Source organism: Cupriavidus sp. F041 (assembly GCF_057814235.1).
In genome coordinates, this window is record NZ_JBVASY010000002.1 from 3,659,825 (window position 1) to 3,678,162 (window position 18,338).

Below are 18,338 nucleotides of genomic sequence, written 5' to 3' on the forward strand. Positions count from 1 at the left end.
GGAGGCCATTTTACCGTCGCTGGTGCCCTGGCTCAGGCAGCCTTGCGCGCATCGCGCAGTTCGCGGCGCAGGATCTTGCCGACGTTGGTCTTGGGCAACTCGCCGCGGAACTCCACGTACTTGGGCCGCTTGTAACCGGTCAGGCGCTCCTTGCAGAAAGCGATCAGCTCGGCCTCGGTCAGCCCGGGGTCCTTCTTGACCACGAACAGCTTGACCACCTCGCCCGAATGCTCATCGGGTACCCCCACCGCCGCCACCTCCAGCACGCCGGGGCATTCCGCAACCACGCCTTCGATTTCGTTCGGATACACGTTGAACCCGGACACCAGGATCATGTCTTTCTTGCGATCGACGATCTTGGTATAACCGCGCTCGTCCATCACCCCGATATCGCCGGTCTTGAAGAAGCCGTCGGGCGTCATGACCTTGGCGGTCTCGTCCGGGCGGTTCCAGTAACCGGCCATCACCTGCGGGCCGCGAATGCAGATCTCGCCGGGCTGGCCAAGCGGCACGTCGCGGCCATCGTCGTCACGGATGGCGATATCGGTCGAGGGTATCGGCAGGCCGATGGTGCCGGAAAAAGCGTCGGTATCCGTGGGGTTGCAAGTGGCCGACGGCGAGGTTTCCGACAGGCCATAGCCCTCGATGATCGGACAGCCGGTTCTGGCCAGCCATTTCTTCGCTACCGCTTCCTGTACCGCCATGCCCCCGCCGTTGGCCACCCGCAGGCCGGAGAAGTCGACCTTGTCGATCTCCGGGTTGTTGATGAGCGCGTTGTACAGGGTGTTGACCGCCGGGAACATATTGAACTTGTACTTCTGCAGCTCCTTGATAAAGCCGGGGATGTCGCGCGGATTGGGGATCAGCACGCTCAGGCCACCGCTGCGCATGCCCAGCAGGCAGCAGACCGTCAGCGCGAAGATGTGATACAGCGGCAGCGCGGTGATGGTGATCACCTGGTCGATCGGCGCGCCCTTGGCCAGCGCAGGCTGCATCCAGGCTTCGGACTGCAGCACGTTGGAGACGATGTTCCGGTGCAGCAGTACCGCGCCCTTCGACACGCCGGTGGTGCCGCCCGTGTACTGCAGGAAGGCAATGTCGTCTGGCCCCGTATTGGCAGGCTGCAGCTGCATGCCGCGGCCCTCCTCCAGCACGGTATTGAAGCGCACGCAATTCGGAAGCTCCCACTCCGGCACCATCTTCTTGACGTTGCGCACCACGAAATTGACGATCGCCCCCTTGAGGCCGCCCAGCAGGTCGCCCATGCTGGCCACCACCACATGCTTGACCGGCGTGGCGGACAGCACTTGCTGCAGCGTGGTGGCGAAGTTCTCCAGGATGACGATGGCCTCGGCGCCGCTGTCCTTGAGCTGGTGCTCCAGCTCGCGCGGCGTGTAGAGCGGATTGACGTTGACCACGACGAAGCCTGCGCGCAGCACGGCGGCCAGCACCACCGGATACTGCAACACATTGGGCATCATGATGGCCACGCGCGCGCCGGGCTTGAGCCCGCGCGACTGCAGCCATGCGGCGAACTGCCGGGAGAGGCGGTCGAGCTCGCCGTAGGTGATCGACTTGTCCATACAGACAAAGGCGCGGCGATCGGCGTAGGTGCGGAAGGATGCCTCAAGCAACTCGGCCAGCGAGCGAAACTGGCTGCTATCGATCTCGGCGGGTACGCCGGCCGGGTAATGCTTCAGCCACAGTCTTTCCATGCGCCGTCTCCTGATTTCTGAATGATCGTTCGATTTTCGACAGATGCTAAACGTGCGTCCCGCTTAAGACAACACGTTAGATGAAGTCCTCTGGATGCCGCACACCTTCTGACGTGCAGTTTCGCGCACAGTTCAATGTGGATTCGGGAATTCCCCTAGCTCCGTGGCGGCAACCGTCAGGCGTGCACCGGCAGCACCATCTTCATCATATTGGTAGCCAGTTCCCGCGCCAGCGCTTCCGCTTCCATGCGTCCGGGCTCGTGCCAGGTGTACATAAAGCCAACGACGCTGCCGATCGCATGCGCGGCGACGCGTGCGTCGCCATAGCTGAATACGCCGGTACGCTTGCCTTCCTCCAGCAAGGCATAGAGGTCGCGGTAAAAGGCGCGCGCCATATTGCCCAGCCAGGCCACCGTTTCCGGCCGCAAGTACTGGTTATCGCGAAAGCTCAGCGTGGCCGGCACATAGCAGGCGATGCAGCGGCGCGCCATTTCCAGCAGGCAGGCCTGCAGCCGCTCGCGCACCGGCAGCGCGGGATCCGCGGTCTCGCGGATGACCGGCAGGCAGGTCTGGGCCGACTCCCGGCACAGGATGTCGAAGATCTCGTATTTGTCCGTGAAGTAGTAATAGACCGCGGGCTTGGTCACACCCAGTGCGCGGCACAGGTCGTTCATCGTCATGCCGGGATAGCCCTTGGTATAGAAGAGCTGTGCGGCGGTATCGAGGATCTGGCGGCGGCGGGCTTCCTGCCGCTCGGTGATATGCGAGCGGGCGGGAGCGGTATCCAGTGCGATCTCCGGTGTCATTTCCGGCTCGGCCTCGCTGGACTTGATGGCGGGAGCGGTTTTCTGTGCAGTCGGCATGACGCGATTCTCGCATGGCGCCGGGCCCGGGAAGGCCTGGCGGTCCCCGTGGACATGTTCCGCCCGCCACCTCGCCACGGCCTGGGATCCCGACTTGACGCGTGGCGGCGATGCCAATAGGATCATACCCAAGGGTACATAAATATACCAAAGAGTAAATTTCGCCAGCCTATCGGCTTGGCGGCCCACCAGCAAGGAGACACCGCCAATGGACGAGACCGCCTACCTGGCAGACCTGCACGCACGCTGGCAGCGCGCGTGGCCCGAGGGCACCCCGCGCTCGCCGCAATATCCGCTGGGACGCCAGCCGCTCACGGAGATGCTGCGGCACTGGGGCCGCGCCCGCCCCGACTGCCCGGCGGTGATCTTCTACGGCCACGAAACCAGCTACGCCCAGCTCGATGCGCAAAGCGACCGCTGTGCCGCGCTGCTGGCGGCGCACGGCATCGGCGCCGGCGACCGGGTGGCGGTGCTGATGCCCAATTGCCCGCAGTTCCACATCGTCTTCTTCGGCATCCTCAAGCTGGGCGCGGTCTACGTGCCGGTCAGCCCGCTATCGCAGCGCGCCGAGTTGCAGCACGCGTTGAACGACAGCACGCCGCGTGCCCTGATCGCACTCGACCAGTTGGTGCCGCTGGTGCGCGAAACGCGCGCCGCGCTCGGCGCACAGGATCCGCTCTCGCTGCTGTTCGTGACCAGTTTCGCCGACATGGTCCCCGCCGTGCCCACGCTGGCGCTGCCGCCCATGGTGCAGGCGCCACGCTACCAATGCGAAGCGGACGACCACGCCATCGACCTGCTGCCGGCCATGGCCGCGTGCACGCACGCGGCGCCCACGGCGGCGCCATCGCTCGACGCGGTGGCCGCGCTTAACTACACTGGCGGCACCACCGGGCTGCCCAAGGGCTGCATCCACACGCAAGGCGACATGGTCGACATGGCAGCCGCGTTCGGCGCCGTCTCCCTGGACATCGCCGACGACAGCGTCATGCTGGGCTTCTTCCCCGAGTTCTGGATCGCCGGCGAAAACCTCTGCCTGATCTTCCCCGCCTTCTTCGGCATCCCGCTGGTGCTGCTGGCGCGCTGGGATCCCGAGACCTTCATGGCGGCAGTCCAGCGCTACCGCGTCACCAATGCCTCGATGCTGGTGGACAACGCGGTCGAGGTGATGGAGCATCCGCGCGCGGCGCAATACCAGTTGCGCTCGCTGCGCCATGTCGGCGTATCGTCCTTCGTCAAGAAGCTCAACCTGCCCTACCGCCGCGCCTGGCAGGCGCTGACCGGCTCGGTCATCGCCGAGACCGCCTGGGGCATGACCGAGACGCAGACCTGCAATACCTTTACCTGCGGCATGCAGGACGACGACCTGGACCTGCGCGCCCAGCCCATCTTTGTCGGGCTGCCCGTCCCCGGCACCGAGTTCAAGATCTGCGATTTCGAGAGCGGCGAACTGCTGCCGCCGGGCGCCGAAGGCGAACTGTGCGTGCGCACGCCGACCCTGCTCAAGGGCTATTGGAACAAACCCGACGCCACGCGCGAATCGCTGCGTAATGGCTGGTACCACACCGGCGACATCGGCTCGATCGACGAGCATGGTTATCTCCATTACCTGGGCCGGCGCAAGGAGATGCTCAAGGTCAATGGCATGAGCGTCTTTCCTGCCGAGATCGAGGCGCTGCTGGGCCAGCATCCGGCCATTCTCGGTTCGGCGGTGGTGGGGCGCGCCGATGAAGACCGTGGCCAGTTGCCCGTGGCCTTTGTCATGCTCAAGCCCGAAGCCGTCGGCACCGTCGACAACACGGCGCTGGTGCAGTGGTGCCGCGCCAACATGGCGGTGTACAAGGTGCCGCTGGTGCATATCGTCGACGCCCTGCCGCTCACCGCGACGGGCAAGGTGCGCAAGCAGGACCTGGCGCCGCTGGCCGGGCAGGTTGGATGAGCCGTCCATGGTCGTTCCTTATTCAGCGCTGTCCAACTCCTTCGCATCATGACGTTTCGCAAGCTACTGATCGCCAATCGCGGTGAAATCGCCATCCGCATCGCACGCGCCGCCGCGGGAGCGGGGCTGGAGAGCGTCGCCCTGTACAGCGAGGACGACCGCGACGCCCTCCACGTGCGCAAGGCCGACGGCGCCGTTGCGCTGCCCGGCACCGGTCCGCGCGCCTATCTCGATATCGCGCAAGTGGTGGCCGCGGCCACCCGCAGCGGCTGCGACCTGGTCCACCCCGGCTACGGCTTGCTGTCCGAGAACGCGGAATTCGCCCAGGCCTGCCTGGATGCCGGCCTCACCTTCGTGGGCCCCGCCCCCGATGTGCTGCGCCTGTTCGGCGACAAGGCACGGGCGCGCGCGTTGGCGCGCGAGTGCAATGTGACCGTGGTGCCGGGTTCCACCGGCCCAACCACGCTGGCAGCCGCGCACGCGTTCTTCGCGTCGCTGCAAGCACCAGGCGCCGATGGCGGCATGATGATCAAGGCGCTGGCCGGCGGCGGTGGCCGCGGCATGCGCGCGGTGCACGCCGCGGCGGACATCGACGAGGCTTATGCCCGCTGCGTGTCCGAAGCCACGGCCGCGTTCGGCAACGGCGCCGTCTATGTCGAGCGCATCGTGCACGCGCCCCGCCATATCGAGATCCAGGTGGTGGCGGATGCCGCCGGCGGCGTGATCGCACTGGGCGAGCGCGAATGCAGCCTGCAGCGGCGCCACCAGAAGCTGGTGGAGATGGCGCCCAGCCCGTCGCTGGACGATGCCATGCGCGCGCGGCTGGCGCAGGCCGCGGTGACGCTGGCGCGCGCCAGCGCTTATCGTGGCATCGGCACGTTTGAATTCCTGGTGGGCGCGGACGGCGGGTTCTGGTTCATGGAGGCCAACCCGCGCCTGCAGGTGGAGCACACCGTCACCGAGGTGGTGACGGGCGTGGACCTGGTCCAAACGCAGCTGGCCATCGCCGCCGGGAAGACGCTGGCCCAGCTTGGACTGGCGCAGCCGCCCGCGCCACGCGGCATCGCGGTGCAGTTGCGCATCAACGCCGAGCACCTCGACGCACAGGGCCAGTTGCGCCCCGCCAGCGGCCGCATCGACGCCTACGAGCCGCCCAGCGGCCCCGGCGTGCGCGTGGATGGGGCCGGCCATGCGGGCATGACGGTCAACCCGCGCTTCGACTCGCTGCTGGCCAAGCTGATCGTGCATGAGCCCGGCGGCGACTACCAGCGCGCGCTGTCCCATGCCTATCGCGCCCTGTGCGAATTCCGCATCGAAGGCATCGACACCAACCGCAGGCTGCTGCAGGACCTGCTGCTGCGCGAGGATGTGCGGCGCAATGACGTCCACACCCAATACCTTGATGCCGCGCTACCGGCGATGGCCGCACAGTTGCGGGACGGCGACCAGCCCCATCCGGCGCTGCACGCGACAGGCGCAACCGCGAACGTCCAGGCGTCGGGCTCCGCGCAACTGGACGACCTGCCGGACGATGCCGAACTCGTCACCGCGCCCATGGACGGCGCGCTGGCCGCGGTGCAGGTGCGCCCCGGCGACATCGTGCGGCGCGGGCAATCGCTCGCCATCATCGAAGCCATGAAGATGGAACATCCACTGGAAGCGCCGGTGGCGGGAGAAGTCCTGCGCGTGCTGGCCGCGGCCGGCGATGTGCTGCGCGCCGGCGCGCCCGTGATCGTGCTGTCTGCGCACGACGGCAGCCATCATGCGATGGATACGGGCGCCACCGTGGATCCCGCCCATATCCGCGCCGACCTGCGCGACGCCCTGGCGCGCCAGGCACTCACGCAGGACGCGGCGCGCGCGCAGGCCGTGGACAAGCGCCATCGCCAGGGCGGACGCACCGCGCGGGAAAACATCGCGCAACTGTGCGACGCCAACTCCTTCATCGAATACGGCGCGCTCGCCATCGCCGCCCAGCGCCAGCGCCGCAGCGTCGAAGACCTGGAACGCGCAACGCCGGCCGACGGCATCGTCACCGGCATCGGCACCGTCAATGCCGGAAGCTTCCCCGCAGCCGACGCGCGCTGCATGGTGCTGGCCTACGACTACACGGTGCTGGCCGGCACGCAGGGCTTCTATGGCCACAAGAAGCTGGACCGCATGCTGGCGCTGGCGCGCCAGTGGCGCCTGCCGGTGGTGCTGTTCGCCGAGGGCGGCGGCGGCCGGCCCGGCGATACCGACATGCCCGTGGTGGCCGGACTGGACTGCACGTCCTTCATCCAGTTCGCGCGGCTATCCGGACAAGTGCCGCTGGTGGGCATCGTCTCCGGCCGCTGCTTTGCAGGGAATGCCGCGCTGCTGGGCTGCGCCGACGTCATCATTGCCACCCGCAGCGCCACCATCGGCATGGGCGGCCCAGCCATGATCGAAGGCGGCGGCCTGGGCGTATTCGCGCCCGAGGAAGTTGGCCCGGTGAGCGTGCAAGCGCCCAACGGCGTGATCGACGTCCTGGTCGACGACGAAGCCGCCGCCGTGGACGCGGCACGCCGCTACCTCTCCTACTTCCAGGGCGACCTGCCCGAATGGCAGGCGGGCGACGCGCGTTCGCTGCGCCACCTGATCCCGGAGAACCGGCTGCGCAGCTACGATATGCGCAGCGTGCTCGCCGCGCTCGCCGATCACGATTCCGTGCTGGAGTTGCGCGCCGCCTTCGGCGCCGGCATCATCACCGCGCTGATCCGCATCGAGGGGCGCGCCTTCGGCTGCATTGCCAACAACCCCCGCCACCTGGGGGGTGCCATCGATGCCGCGGCCGCCGACAAGGCCGCGCGCTTCATGCAGTTGTGCGATGCGCATGGATTGCCCATCGTCTCGCTGTGCGACACGCCCGGCTTCATGGTCGGCCCGGAGGCCGAGAAAACCGCCACGGTGCGCCACGTCTCGCGGCTCTTCGTCACCGCCGGTGCGCTGCGCGTGCCCTTCTTCACCGTGGTGCTGCGCAAGGGCTATGGCCTGGGGGCGCAGGCCATGGCCGGCGGCAGTTTCTCCGCCCCCTTCTTCACCGCGGCGTGGCCCAGCGGCGAATTCGGCGCGATGGGCATCGAGGGATCGATCCGGCTGGGCTTTCGCAAGGAACTGGAAGCCGTGGCCGACCCGGCAGAACGCGAAGCGCTGTTTGCGCGTATGGTGGAAGCGGCCTACCAGCGCGGGCGCGCCCTTAATATGGCGAGTCACCTGGAGATCGATGCGGTCATCGACCCCGCCGACACCCGCCACTGGCTGCTGCGCGGGCTGGCCTCGGTACCGCCGCTGGACGAAGCGCGCCGCGCCGAATCGCGCCGTTTCATCGACACGTGGTAATGCCAACAGGAGAGAGACAAGCCATGCCCCAGGACTTGAAGCACGCAGCGGGCACCGCCGCCCGGATCGCTACGCGCGCGGCAGGTGTGCTCATGCGCTGCGCGGCCGCCGCCGCGTTCGCGCTGGCCACGGGCGTGCCGCTGCAGGCGCAGGCGCAAACCCCGGCCCAGGCCGCCGGCGCGCCGTCCATCAAGGTCGCCTTCATCGACCAGCTATCCGGGCCTCTGGCCAATGTCGGGCAGATCTTCCAGGCAAACCTGAAATTCGCGCTCGACGACGCCAATGCCCAGGGCGGCGTGCTGGGGCGCAACTACGAGCTGCTCAGCTACGACAACAAGCTCTCCCCGCAGGAAAGCCTGACGGCACTGCAAAGCGCGATCGATGCCGGCGCCCGCGTGGTTTTCACCGGCGCCTCCGGTTCGCCGGTGGTGACCGCGCTGGTGGAGGCCGCCAACCGGAATAACGAGCGCAACCCCACGCAGCGCATCCTGATCATCAACTACGCCTCGCTCGATCCCGACCTGACTGGCGCGCGCTGCAGCTTCTGGCATTTCGCCACCGAGGCCAACACGGCGATGAAGATGCGCGCGCTGGCCAATTTCGTGCGCGAGCAAAAAAGCATGCACAAGGTGTACCTGCTCAACCAGGATTACACCCAGGGCCGTATCTGGGCCGCGCTGGGCCGGCAGATGATCGCCGGTGCGCGGCCCGATGTGCAGTTCGTCGGCGAGGCGCTGCACCCGCTGGCCAGGGTCAAGGACTTCGCACCCTATGTCAGCAGGATCAAGGAAAGCGGCGCAGATACCGTGGTCACGGGAAACTGGGGCCAGGACCTGAGCCTGCTGATCAAGGCCGCGGGCGACGCCGGCTATGAGCTGAACTACCTGAACCACAGCGGGGGCGGCGCGCCCGGCACGGTGCTGGCCGTGTCGCAGGCGAAGAACGCGCACCTGACGTGGGTGGCCGAGTACCTGCCCAACAGCGACGATCCGGTGCTGGCGGCGCTGGCAGCCCGGGTGAAGCAGACCCCGGCCGGCGAATACTTCGCCCCGCGCGTGCTGATCTCCGTGCAAATGTTGAGCGAGGCGATCCGCCGCGCGAAATCCGACGATCCCACCAGTGTTGCCTTTGCGCTCGAAGGCATGCAATACCAGTCGCCCGTGGGAGATGTGCTGATGCGCGAGGGAGATCACCAGTTGCTGTTGCCGCAGGTGGTGTCGACGATTGCACCGGTGGACGGCAAGTCTGTCAAGGTGGGCGTGGAAGGCACGCAATACGGCTTCCGCCTCGACGGCGTGACAGCGGGGCGGGACCTGAACCTGCCGTCGGCCTGCCGGATGAAGCGCCCGGCGGGCGCCTAGTGCGCCGGTTCCGGCCTTCGTGACATCGGCGACGTCACGGCATCAGGGCTTGGTGCCGGTCACGGCGCCGGCTGCCGCGGGCGCGGGCGCGGGCGGCGTATCGAGTGCGCCACTGGCACGTACCGCCCCCATCGCAGCGCCAACCGTGGCACCGCTCTCGCCGGCGGTCTGCACATCGCCACCGCTGGCCGGCGGCGCCAACTGGCGCAAGGCGGCGTCCCGCTCGTCGCGCGGCAGATCTCCAATGCGCCGGGCCGCGGCATAGAAAGCGGTCCAGTCGCCGCCGCTCTGCGCCAGCAGCACCGTGAACGCCGGCACCCATTGCTGGTAGGTCGCCACGGCAGCCAGTTGCGCATTGGTCAGCGGCCGTTCGAACCAGCGGTCGTAGCCGCTGTAGCCGCCCCACGCCTCCTTGAGCTGCGCATAACGCGCGCGCAGGCCGGCGAAGATTTCCGCCTTGCCGGCGCGCTTGACCTCGTCGGGCACGGGCGAGCGATAGAGCGCGTCCAGCCGGTCCCGCGTGTCCAGCAGCATGACGCGGAATTGCTGGCGGCGCATGTCGTACTGGCGGTAGCTGGCGCGGGCATCGGGAGACGCCGCCAACGCCAGCCAGCGCTCCACGCCGGCCGTTTCCACTGCGGTGGCAAAGGACTCGTTGAAGGTGGTGTCGTTGCGCACATAGACCACCTGGTGCGCCAGTTCGTGGAAGATCAGCCTGGCCAGCTCGCCTTCCGGCTGGTAGACGAAGGTGTTGAGCAACGGGTCGTCAAAGTAACCCAGCGTCGAATAGGCCGGAATGCCGGCGACGTAGGGCTCGAGCCCCTTCTTGCGCAGCCCTTCCGCGTAGCTGTCCGCATCGGACTGGGCGTAGTAGCCGCGATAGCTGATGCAGCCCACCACCAGGAAGCACCACTTGTGCAGTTCCATCGACAGCTCGGGGGTAGCGAACACGCTCCACACCGCATACGGCCGGTGCAGGTTGGCGTAGCGCCGGTAGCTGCCGTTATCGGGCAGCTTCAGCTCGTGCGAGGCGAAATCGCGGATGCTGCCAGCCAGCGCCAGGCGCTGTGCCAGCCTCGTATCCTTGGCTTCCTGCGCCGCGGCGATGGCATCCGGCAATGGCCGGGCTTCCGCCATCACGCCGAAGTGGCCGCCTATGGACTGCGCGTAGTAGCCAATCGTGTCGCAGCCGGCCAGCAACGCGGCAAGCCCCAGCGTAGCCAGGGCCTGTAGCGCGCGTGCTGGCCGCCGGATCATGATGCCAGTGCGGACGCCGCCGTTTCCGCTTGCGCCACCCTGGCGGGCGCGGCTGCTTCCACCTGCACCAGGCAATCGTAGAACACCGGAGCACGGCCCAGGTCGGTCAGCCGCTGGCTGGTCAGCTCGTTGGCGTTCTTGCCGTCCGGCGCCAGCTTCTTCCACCAGATCGACAGCCCCACCACCAGCCCGCGCCGCGCGCGGTCGGTCACGCGGGCCCGCGCCATCATGCTGCCGCGGTCGTTGAAGGCGCGCACCATGCCGCCGTTGACGATGCCTCGCGGCGCGGCATCCTCGGGATGGATGTCCAGGTGCGGCTCGCCCTCGGTTGCGCGCAGGCTGTCGACGTTGACGAAAGAACTGTTGAGGAAGTTACGCGCGGGCGGCGAGATCATCGCCAGCGGATAACGCGCCGCCAGTTCCGGCGCGGTGGCAGGCGTCTCGTAGGGCGGCACATAGCCGGGCAAGGGATCGAGGCCGTCGCGGCGCATGGCCTCCGAATAGAACTCGCACTTGCCCGATGCCGTGAAGAAGCCGCCTTCGGCCAGCGGCGCCGCCGGCAGGTTGAGCTTCTGCCAGCCCTGCGCCTTGAGGGATTCCCAGCTGATGCCGGCGGCGCGCGGGTCGTTCGCCACGATGGCCTGGGCGGCAATGTCTTCGTCGCTGTCGGCAAAGCACGGCTCGTCAAAGCCCATGCGCTGCGCCAGCCGGCGGAATATCTCGGTATTAGGGAGCGCCTCGCCCAGCGGGGCGATGGCCTGGTTGTTGGCGAGGAAGTATGTATGCCCGTAGGCTTTGTGCACATCCACATGCTCGAGCTGGGTGGTGGCCGGCAGCAGGATATCGGCATAGTCCGCGGTATCGGTGCGGAACTGCTCCAGCACCACGGTGAACAGGTCTTCCCGCGCGAAGCCTTCCGCCACCTTGGTCGACTGCGGCGCCACCGCCACCGGGTTGCTGTTGTAGACCACCAGCGCCTCGATCTTGGGTCCGCTCTCGCCGCCGGCGTCCAGCAGCGCATCGCCGATGGTGCTCATATTGACCGTGCGCGGCAACGCCGGCAGGTCCGGCAGCAGGTCCGGCCGTTGCAGCGCCGCGTTGTCCACCGGGAAGAAGCCCGAAGTGGACAGTTGCAGGCCGCCGGCCGCATGGCGCCACGCCCCCACCAGCGACGGCATGCAGGCGACAGCGCGCACCGCCTGGCCGCCGCCGTGGGAGCGCTGCATGCCATAGTTCAGCCGGATCGCCACCGGCTGGCGCTCGCGCACCGCCAGTTGCCCGTAGAGGCCGGCCAGCCACTCGATGTCCTCGGGGTCGATGCCGCACAGCTTGGCCGCATGCGCCGGCGTATAGGCCTGCGCACGCTCGCGCAGTGCCTCGAATCCCACCGTGTGGCTGTCGATGTACTCGTGATCGAGCAGATCGTCGCGCATCAGCACATGCATGATCGCCAGCGCCAGCGCGCCGTCCGTGCCGGGCATGAGGGCGATATGGCGATGGCATTTTTCGGCGGTCAGCGAGCGGTACGGGTCAATCGCCACCAGCGTGGCGCCGCGCCGCTTGGCTTCCTGCACGCGTGTCCAGAAGTGCAGGTTGGAGGCAATCGGGTTGCCGCCCCAGATGATGATGAGCTTGGCGTCGGGAACATGCGCGATGTCCATGCCGATACTCGCGCCGTAGGTATAGCGCAGCGCGGTTGCACCGGCACTGGCACAGATAGTGCGGTCGAGCAGCGAGGCGCCCAGCTTGTGGAAGTAACGCGCCGCCATGCTCTCGCCCTGCACCAGGCCCATGGTACCGGCATAGCTATACGGCACGATCGCCTGCGGATCCCGCGCGGCGATGGCCGACAGGCGGGTGGCCACGGTGTCCAGCGCCTCGTCCCAGGAAATCGGCACGAACTTGCCTTCGCCCTTGGGGCCGACCCGCTTCATCGGTGTCAGCAGGCGGTCGGGATGGTAGGTGCGGTCCGTATAGCGCGACACCTTGGTGCAAAGCACGCCCTGGGTGCCAGGGTGGTCCGGATCACCCGCCACCTTGGTGGCGCGGCCGTCCTCGACGGTGACCAGCAAGGCACAGGTATCGGGACAATCGTGCGGACAGGCGGCACGGACGATGCGGGAGGCCATGGAATCTCCTGGCAAACGATTGGGGACGGGCGGCATGGCCGGGATCGGGGGCGGCTGGACGGCCAGGCACGCGAGGCAGGCATGCCGGACATCCCTGGCGGCCTCGCGTGTTGTTGTACGCTGGCGTCGTCCCGACGGGCGCCGCTGGGGAAATTGTTAGGCTCCGATTGTATTCGATTATGATAGCCCGACGCTGCGCCGGGAGATGGCGACAGGGCAGCGCCGGCACAGACCGGCAAGGCATTCACGGGTAAAGAAAACACCGTTTTTCACGGGGAAACCATGCAAGTGCATTCTGGGGTCAGGGGCTGGCGCATTGCCGGCCTGCTGGTGGCGTGCGCCATCGGCTCGTCATTCATTGCCAGTGCCAACGCCGAAAGTGGCGTCAGCGCCGACACCGTCCTGCTGGGCCAGTCGGCCGCGCTCACCGGGCCCACCGCCATGCTCGGCAAGCAGCTGAATTCCGGCGCGCGGCTTTACTTCGACCATATCAACCAGCAGGGCGGGATCTACGGCCGCAAGATCGAGCTCAAGGTCCTCGACGACTTCAACGAGCCGGAATCCGCCGCCAAGAACACGCGCGCGCTGATCGACGACGACCATGTCTTTGCGCTGTTCGGCTACGTGGGCACCGAGACCGGCGAGGCCTCGCTGCCACTGGCAACCCAGGCCAGGGTGCCGTTCTTCGCCCCCTACAGCGGCGCCCAGTCGCTGCGCGAACCGCTCAACCGCTACGCCTTCCACGTGCGTGCGGGCTTCAACGAAGAGGCCGCCGCCATCCTGCGCCAGATCCGCGTCACCGGCCTCAAGCGGGTGGCGGTGGTGTACAACGAGGATGCCTACGGCAAGGCAGGCCTGGAAGCACTCGAACGCGCGCTCAGGGCGGCGCCCGACAGCGGCGTGCAGATCGTCGCGCGCGAGGGCGTGGTGCGCAATACCGTGGAAATCGGCGACGCCATGCAAGGCTCGATGAAATCCAAGCCCGACGCCGTGGTGATGATCAATGCATACCGGACCACGGGCGCCTTCGTCAAGGAAGCCCTGCGCCGCGGCTTCAATGGCCAGTTCTATAACGTCTCGTTTGTCGGCACCCAGGCGCTGGCCAGGGAAGTCGGCCCCAAGGGCAGTGGCGTGATCATTTCCCAGGTCATGCCCCATCCCGGCAATGCCACGCTGCCGGTGGTGCGCGAATACCTGCGGCTGCTGCAGGCGGCCGGCAAGCCCAACGATTTCGACTACGCCAGCATCGAAGGCTTTATTGCCGCCAAGGCCTTCGCCGAAGGCCTGCGCCGGGCCGGCAAAGACCTGACCCGCGAAAAGCTGATCACCGCGCTGGAAGGCATGAAGAGCCTCGACCTGGGCGGTTACATCATCAACTTCAGCCCCGACAGCCATATCGGCTCGAAATTCGTCGAGATGACCATCATCAACTCAAGGGGGCAGGTGATTCGCTGACGCGGAGCGGAGCCGCGCGGCGCGTTCGCGCCGTGAAGGCGTCCCAGGCCAAAGGTGGGCGCTCTTTTGCCCACCTTTTTGCCAGGACAAAAACCAAGACGGAAAAGCAGGCCACCTCCCGGGAGGGGAGGTGAAACTGACGTTGACGTCAGGCAGTCAAGCCCTATCCTCCCTACGCCATATCATTCAAATGGCAAGCCGAAAAGCGCATCGGCGCAATCTCCTTAAGCAACGGCTGCTCCTCCCGGCAACGCGGCATCGCATGCGGACAACGCGGATGGAAATGACACCCAGGCGGCGGATGCAACGGTGACGGAATCTCCCCCTTGATCGCCACAAACGTCTTCTTGCCAACCTCCAGCTTGGGAGCCTCCGCCAGCAGCGCCTGCGTATAAGGATGATTCGGACTGGCAAACACATCTTCCGCCGGCGCCGACTCCACCACCCGCCCCAGGTACATGATCACCACGCGATCGCTAATGTGCTTCACCACGCCAAGATCGTGGCTGATGAAGAGATAGGTCAGGTTCAGCTCCTGCCGCAAGCGCATGAACAGATTCAGCACCTGGGCCTGGATCGACACATCGAGTGCAGCCACCGACTCATCGCACACCAGGAATTCCGGCTTGACCGCCAGCGCCCGCGCAATGCCGATCCGCGCACGCTGCCCGCCCGAGAACTGGTGCGGAAAGCGGCGCAGCACGGTGGGGTCCATGCCCACCCGCACCAGCATGTCCTCCACATAACGTTTTTGCTCGCCGCGCGGCACCATGCCGTGCACCACCGGCGCCTCGCCGACGATGTCCATCACGCGCAGGCGCGGATTCAGCGAAGCATAGGGATCCTGGAAGATCATCTGGATCGCCAGTTGCTTCTCTCGTTTCTTCTCCGGCGGCAGGCGGTCCAGATCGACCCCCTTCCAGTACCGCGAACCTTCCGTCAGCGAATGCAGGCCCACGGCCATGCGGCCCAGCGTGGACTTGCCGCAACCCGACTCGCCGACTAGGCCGACCACCTCGCCGGCGCGAATGGCCAGGTCGACGCGGTCCACGGCATGCACCACTTCCTCCTGCGCGCCGGCGCCGAACACATTGGCGATCTTGGCTGCGGTGTCGAGCGATTTGACGAATCGCTTGGATACGCCTTTCAGCTCGAGAATCGGTGCGCTGGGCGTGGGTTCTGCAACGGGTTCGGACGTCATGGCAGCGAGTGCGGGATCAACAACGGTGGCGCTCATGCGGCCTCCTGCTCTGCAAGGACCGGATGAAAGCAGCGCAGGCGACGTCCGTCCGCGGCAGTATCCAGCGGTGGTGTCGTCTTGCACACATCGGTAGCATAGGCACAACGTTCGCGAAAAGCACAGCCGGCCGGCAGGTTCAGCAGCGACGGCGTCATGCCAGGAATCTGGCGCAGCGGCGCGCCGCGCGGATTGCGCGACGGCGCGGAGCTGATCAGGCCGTGGGTATAGGGATGCTGGGGCCGCTCGAGCACCTGGCGCACGTCGCCGGCTTCGACAATCTTGCCGGCGTACATCACGCAAACGGAGTCGGCCAGGCCGGCCACCACGGACAGGTCGTGGGTGATCCAGATCAGCGCGGTGCCGGATTCGCGGCACAGCTTCTGCATCTCGTAGAGGATCTGGCCCTGGATGGTTACGTCCAGCGCCGTGGTGGGCTCGTCGGCGATGATCAGGTCGGGCTTGTTCAACAGGGCGATGGCAATCGCCACGCGCTGGCGCATGCCGCCGGAGAACTGGTGGGGATAGGCGCGCAAGCGCTCGTCCGGCGAGGGAATGCCGACGCGGGCCAACGCGTTGCGGGCACGCTCTCGCGCCACCGCCTTGTCGACCTTCTCATGCGCCAGCACTGCTTCGATCATCTGCGTATCGATGCGCAGGACCGGGTTCAGCGTCATCATCGGATCCTGGAAGATCATCGCGATGCGGTTGCCGCGCACGTCGCGCATCTGCGCCGGCGTGAGGTTGCGCAGGTCGCGCGTGACGCCATCCCGGCTGGTCAGCTCGATACGGCCGTCGACGACTTTGCCGGGCGGATCGATCAGGCCCATGATCGAGTAACCGGTCATCGACTTGCCCGAGCCGGACTCGCCCACCAGGCCCATGATCTCGCCGCGGCCGACCGAGAACGAAACGTCGTCGACGGCGCGCGCGACGCCGCCACGCGTAAAGAACTGGGTCTTGAGACCTTCTACCACTAGGGTCGGTTTGCTCATGTTCGCTCCTGTCGTGCTGCGTTACTGCGTTTGCAGGCGCGGATTGAGTACGTCACGCAGCTGGTCGGCGACCAGGTTCATGGCCACGATGGTGACCACCAGCGCGATACCCGGGAAGAAGCTGATCCAGTACTTGCCGGACAACATGTATTGCTGGCCGTTGGCGATCAGCGAGCCCAGCGACGGCTCGGTAATGGGCACGCCCAAGCCGAGGAAGGACAACGTGGCTTCCAGCGTGATCGCCGATGCCACCTGCAGCGCAGCGATCACGATCAGCGGCGGCAGGCAATTGGGCAGCAGGTGGCGAAACATGATCCGCGCTGGCGACAGCCCGAGGCAGGTGGCGGCTTCGATATATTCCTTGCGCCGCTCGACCAGCGCCGCGCTGCGCGTGGTGCGCGCGTAATAGGCCCACTGCACCGCCACCAGCGCGATCACGATATTGCCGATGCCCGGACGCAGGAAAGCCAGCAGGATCAGCGCCAGCAGGATGGGCGGGAACGACAGCTGCAGGTCGGCCACGCGCATGATGATGGCCTCGACCCGGCCGCCGAGGAAGCCGGCGATCAGGCCCAGCGTGGCGCCCAGCAGCAGCGCGATCACCGTACTGACAACGCCTACGCCGATGCTGATGCGCAGGCCGTACATCACGGCGGAGAGAATATCCCGGCCCTGCTCGTCCGAGCCAAGCAGGAAGGTCATGCCGTCGTCGGACTTCTCGCCAGGGGCCATGCGCGAGTCGAGCACGTTCAGGGTGGCGAGGTCATAAGGGTTCTGCGGCGACAGCCATGGCGCGAGCAGCGCGATCAGCACGATGGCGATCAGCAGGGCCAGGCCGGTCACCGCGATCTTGCTGGAGAAGAACTGGCTGGCGAAGCGCCGCAGCGGGGTCTGTTCGGCTAGCGGCAGCGGTGCCGCCGCGGATTCGGTTTCGATTGCGGTTGTCATGAGCTCAGCCCTTGTTGTCGGCGATACGCACGCGCGGATCGAGCACGCTGTAGATGATGTCCACCAGCAGGTTGATCAGGATGAACAGCGTCACGATCACCATCAGGTAGGCCACGATGACCGGCCGGTCGAGCAACTGGATGGAATCGATGATCAGCTTGCCCATGCCGGGCCACGCGAAGATCGATTCGGTCACGATGGCAAAGGCGATGATCGAGCCGAACTGCAGGGCAATCACCGTGACGATGGGGATCATGATGTTCTTGAGCACATGCACGCCCACGATGCGCGAGTTGGACAGGCCCTTGGCCCGCGCGAACTTGACGTAGTCCTGCATCATCGCCTCCTGCGTGCCGGCGCGCGTGAGCCGGATCACCATGGCGATATTGAGCAGCGACAGCGTCACCGCCGGCAGCAGCAGGTGGCGCAAACCGTCCATCGTGAGGAAGCTGACGGGGATGCCAAGCAGCGATGCGGTCTCGCCGCGCCCATTGGACGGCAGCCAGCCCAGTTGCACCGCGAACACCATGATAAGCATCAGCCCGACCCAGAAGGTCGGCAGCGAAAAGCCGAGGATGGAGACACCCATGATGGTCTTGCCGGCTACGCCGCCAGGGCGCAGGCCCGCCCACAAGCCGAGCGGAATGCCGAGCAGCACGGCCAGCAGGATGGCGCACACGGCCAGCTCCATGGTGGCCGGCATGCGCTCGAAGATCAGCTTGAGCGCCGGTGTGCCGTGCGCGAATGAAGTGCCCAGATCGCCGTGCAACGCATTGCGCAGGAAGATCCAGTACTGTTCCCAGAGTGGCTTGTCCAGGCCAAGCGCGGCAATGGTGCGCTTGATGTCCTCCTGGTCGGCCTGAGGATTGATCAGGATATCGACCGGGTTGCCGATGGCAAAGACGCCCAGGAAGACCAGCAAGGACATGACGAAGAGCACAACTACGCTCTGCATCAAGCGTCGAATGATAAAAACCAGCATGTTCGGAAGCTTTCCTTCGCCGATGACAGGCCACGGCGCCTGTGGGCGCCGCCTGGCTGCACCGGCAGTCGGCTCGTGGCTAGGCCCGGCTACCGTC

The 18,338-nt window shown here is 66.6% G+C and carries 12 protein-coding genes; 4 read left to right on the forward strand and 8 right to left on the reverse strand.

Annotated features, from left to right (window positions below):
- Window positions 1–32 precede the first annotated feature (32 nt).
- Both ACZY0R_RS34255 and ACZY0R_RS34260 read right to left on the reverse strand, forming a co-directional pair.
- Complete coding sequence (locus ACZY0R_RS34255) at window positions 33–1,715, reverse strand: long-chain fatty acid--CoA ligase (protein ID WP_488864761.1); 1,683 nt, start codon at window positions 1,713–1,715, stop codon at window positions 33–35.
- Between the two features lie 176 nt (window positions 1,716–1,891).
- A complete protein-coding gene (locus tag ACZY0R_RS34260) occupies window positions 1,892–2,578 on the reverse strand; it encodes a TetR/AcrR family transcriptional regulator (protein ID WP_488864763.1) in 687 nt (228 codons plus the stop codon).
- A gap of 208 nt (window positions 2,579–2,786) precedes the next feature.
- Between ACZY0R_RS34260 and ACZY0R_RS34265 the strand changes: the two genes are divergently transcribed.
- The 3 genes from ACZY0R_RS34265 (at window position 2,787) to ACZY0R_RS34275 (ending at window position 9,238) form a co-directional block, all read left to right on the forward strand.
- Window positions 2,787–4,517 carry an AMP-binding protein gene (locus ACZY0R_RS34265; protein WP_488864765.1) on the forward strand — a complete coding sequence of 577 codons (1,731 nt, stop codon included), beginning with the start codon at window positions 2,787–2,789 and terminating at the stop codon, window positions 4,515–4,517.
- 48 nt (window positions 4,518–4,565) lie between these two features.
- Window positions 4,566–7,877, forward strand: a complete 3,312-nt coding sequence (locus tag ACZY0R_RS34270) for an acetyl-CoA carboxylase family protein (RefSeq protein WP_488864767.1) — start codon at window positions 4,566–4,568, stop codon at window positions 7,875–7,877.
- 92 nt (window positions 7,878–7,969) lie between these two features.
- Window positions 7,970–9,238: a branched-chain amino acid ABC transporter substrate-binding protein gene (locus ACZY0R_RS34275; RefSeq protein WP_488866341.1), complete on the forward strand. Its 1,269-nt coding sequence runs from the start codon at window positions 7,970–7,972 to the stop codon at window positions 9,236–9,238.
- A gap of 42 nt (window positions 9,239–9,280) precedes the next feature.
- On the opposite strand, the gene ACZY0R_RS34280 is transcribed toward ACZY0R_RS34275, so the two are convergent.
- Together ACZY0R_RS34280 and ACZY0R_RS34285 are read right to left on the reverse strand one after the other, a co-directional pair.
- The gene (locus tag ACZY0R_RS34280; protein WP_488864769.1) at window positions 9,281–10,495 is read right to left on the reverse strand and encodes an aminopeptidase; all 1,215 of its coding nucleotides are present in this window, start codon (window positions 10,493–10,495) and stop codon (window positions 9,281–9,283) included.
- On the reverse strand, window positions 10,492–12,624 hold the full coding sequence (locus ACZY0R_RS34285; protein ID WP_488864771.1) for a molybdopterin-containing oxidoreductase family protein: 2,133 nt from the start codon (window positions 12,622–12,624) through the stop codon (window positions 10,492–10,494). The genes ACZY0R_RS34280 and ACZY0R_RS34285 overlap by 4 nt, the downstream gene beginning before the upstream one ends.
- A 282-nt stretch (window positions 12,625–12,906) precedes the next feature.
- Between ACZY0R_RS34285 and ACZY0R_RS34290 the strand changes: the two genes are divergently transcribed.
- Window positions 12,907–14,079 carry an ABC transporter substrate-binding protein gene (locus tag ACZY0R_RS34290; RefSeq protein WP_488864773.1) on the forward strand — a complete coding sequence of 391 codons (1,173 nt, stop codon included), beginning with the start codon at window positions 12,907–12,909 and terminating at the stop codon, window positions 14,077–14,079.
- Between the two features lie 172 nt (window positions 14,080–14,251).
- Here ACZY0R_RS34290 and ACZY0R_RS34295 read toward each other — a convergent pair whose 3' ends face one another.
- Genes ACZY0R_RS34295 through ACZY0R_RS34310 form a run of 4 tightly spaced genes read right to left on the reverse strand, consistent with a single transcriptional unit; the run spans window position 14,252 to window position 18,241 of the window.
- Window positions 14,252–15,316: an ABC transporter ATP-binding protein gene (locus ACZY0R_RS34295; protein WP_035875649.1), complete on the reverse strand. Its 1,065-nt coding sequence runs from the start codon at window positions 15,314–15,316 to the stop codon at window positions 14,252–14,254.
- A complete protein-coding gene (locus ACZY0R_RS34300; RefSeq protein WP_035875651.1) occupies window positions 15,313–16,311 on the reverse strand; it encodes an ABC transporter ATP-binding protein in 999 nt (332 codons plus the stop codon). Before ACZY0R_RS34300 ends, ACZY0R_RS34295 begins: the two co-directional genes overlap by 4 nt.
- Window positions 16,312–16,332: 21 nt before the next feature.
- Window positions 16,333–17,259: an ABC transporter permease gene (locus ACZY0R_RS34305; RefSeq protein ID WP_488864776.1), complete on the reverse strand. Its 927-nt coding sequence runs from the start codon at window positions 17,257–17,259 to the stop codon at window positions 16,333–16,335.
- Between the two features lie 4 nt (window positions 17,260–17,263).
- Window positions 17,264–18,241, reverse strand: coding sequence for an ABC transporter permease (locus ACZY0R_RS34310; protein ID WP_045237205.1), 978 nt, complete (start codon window positions 18,239–18,241; stop codon window positions 17,264–17,266).
- Window positions 18,242–18,338 lie beyond the last annotated feature (97 nt).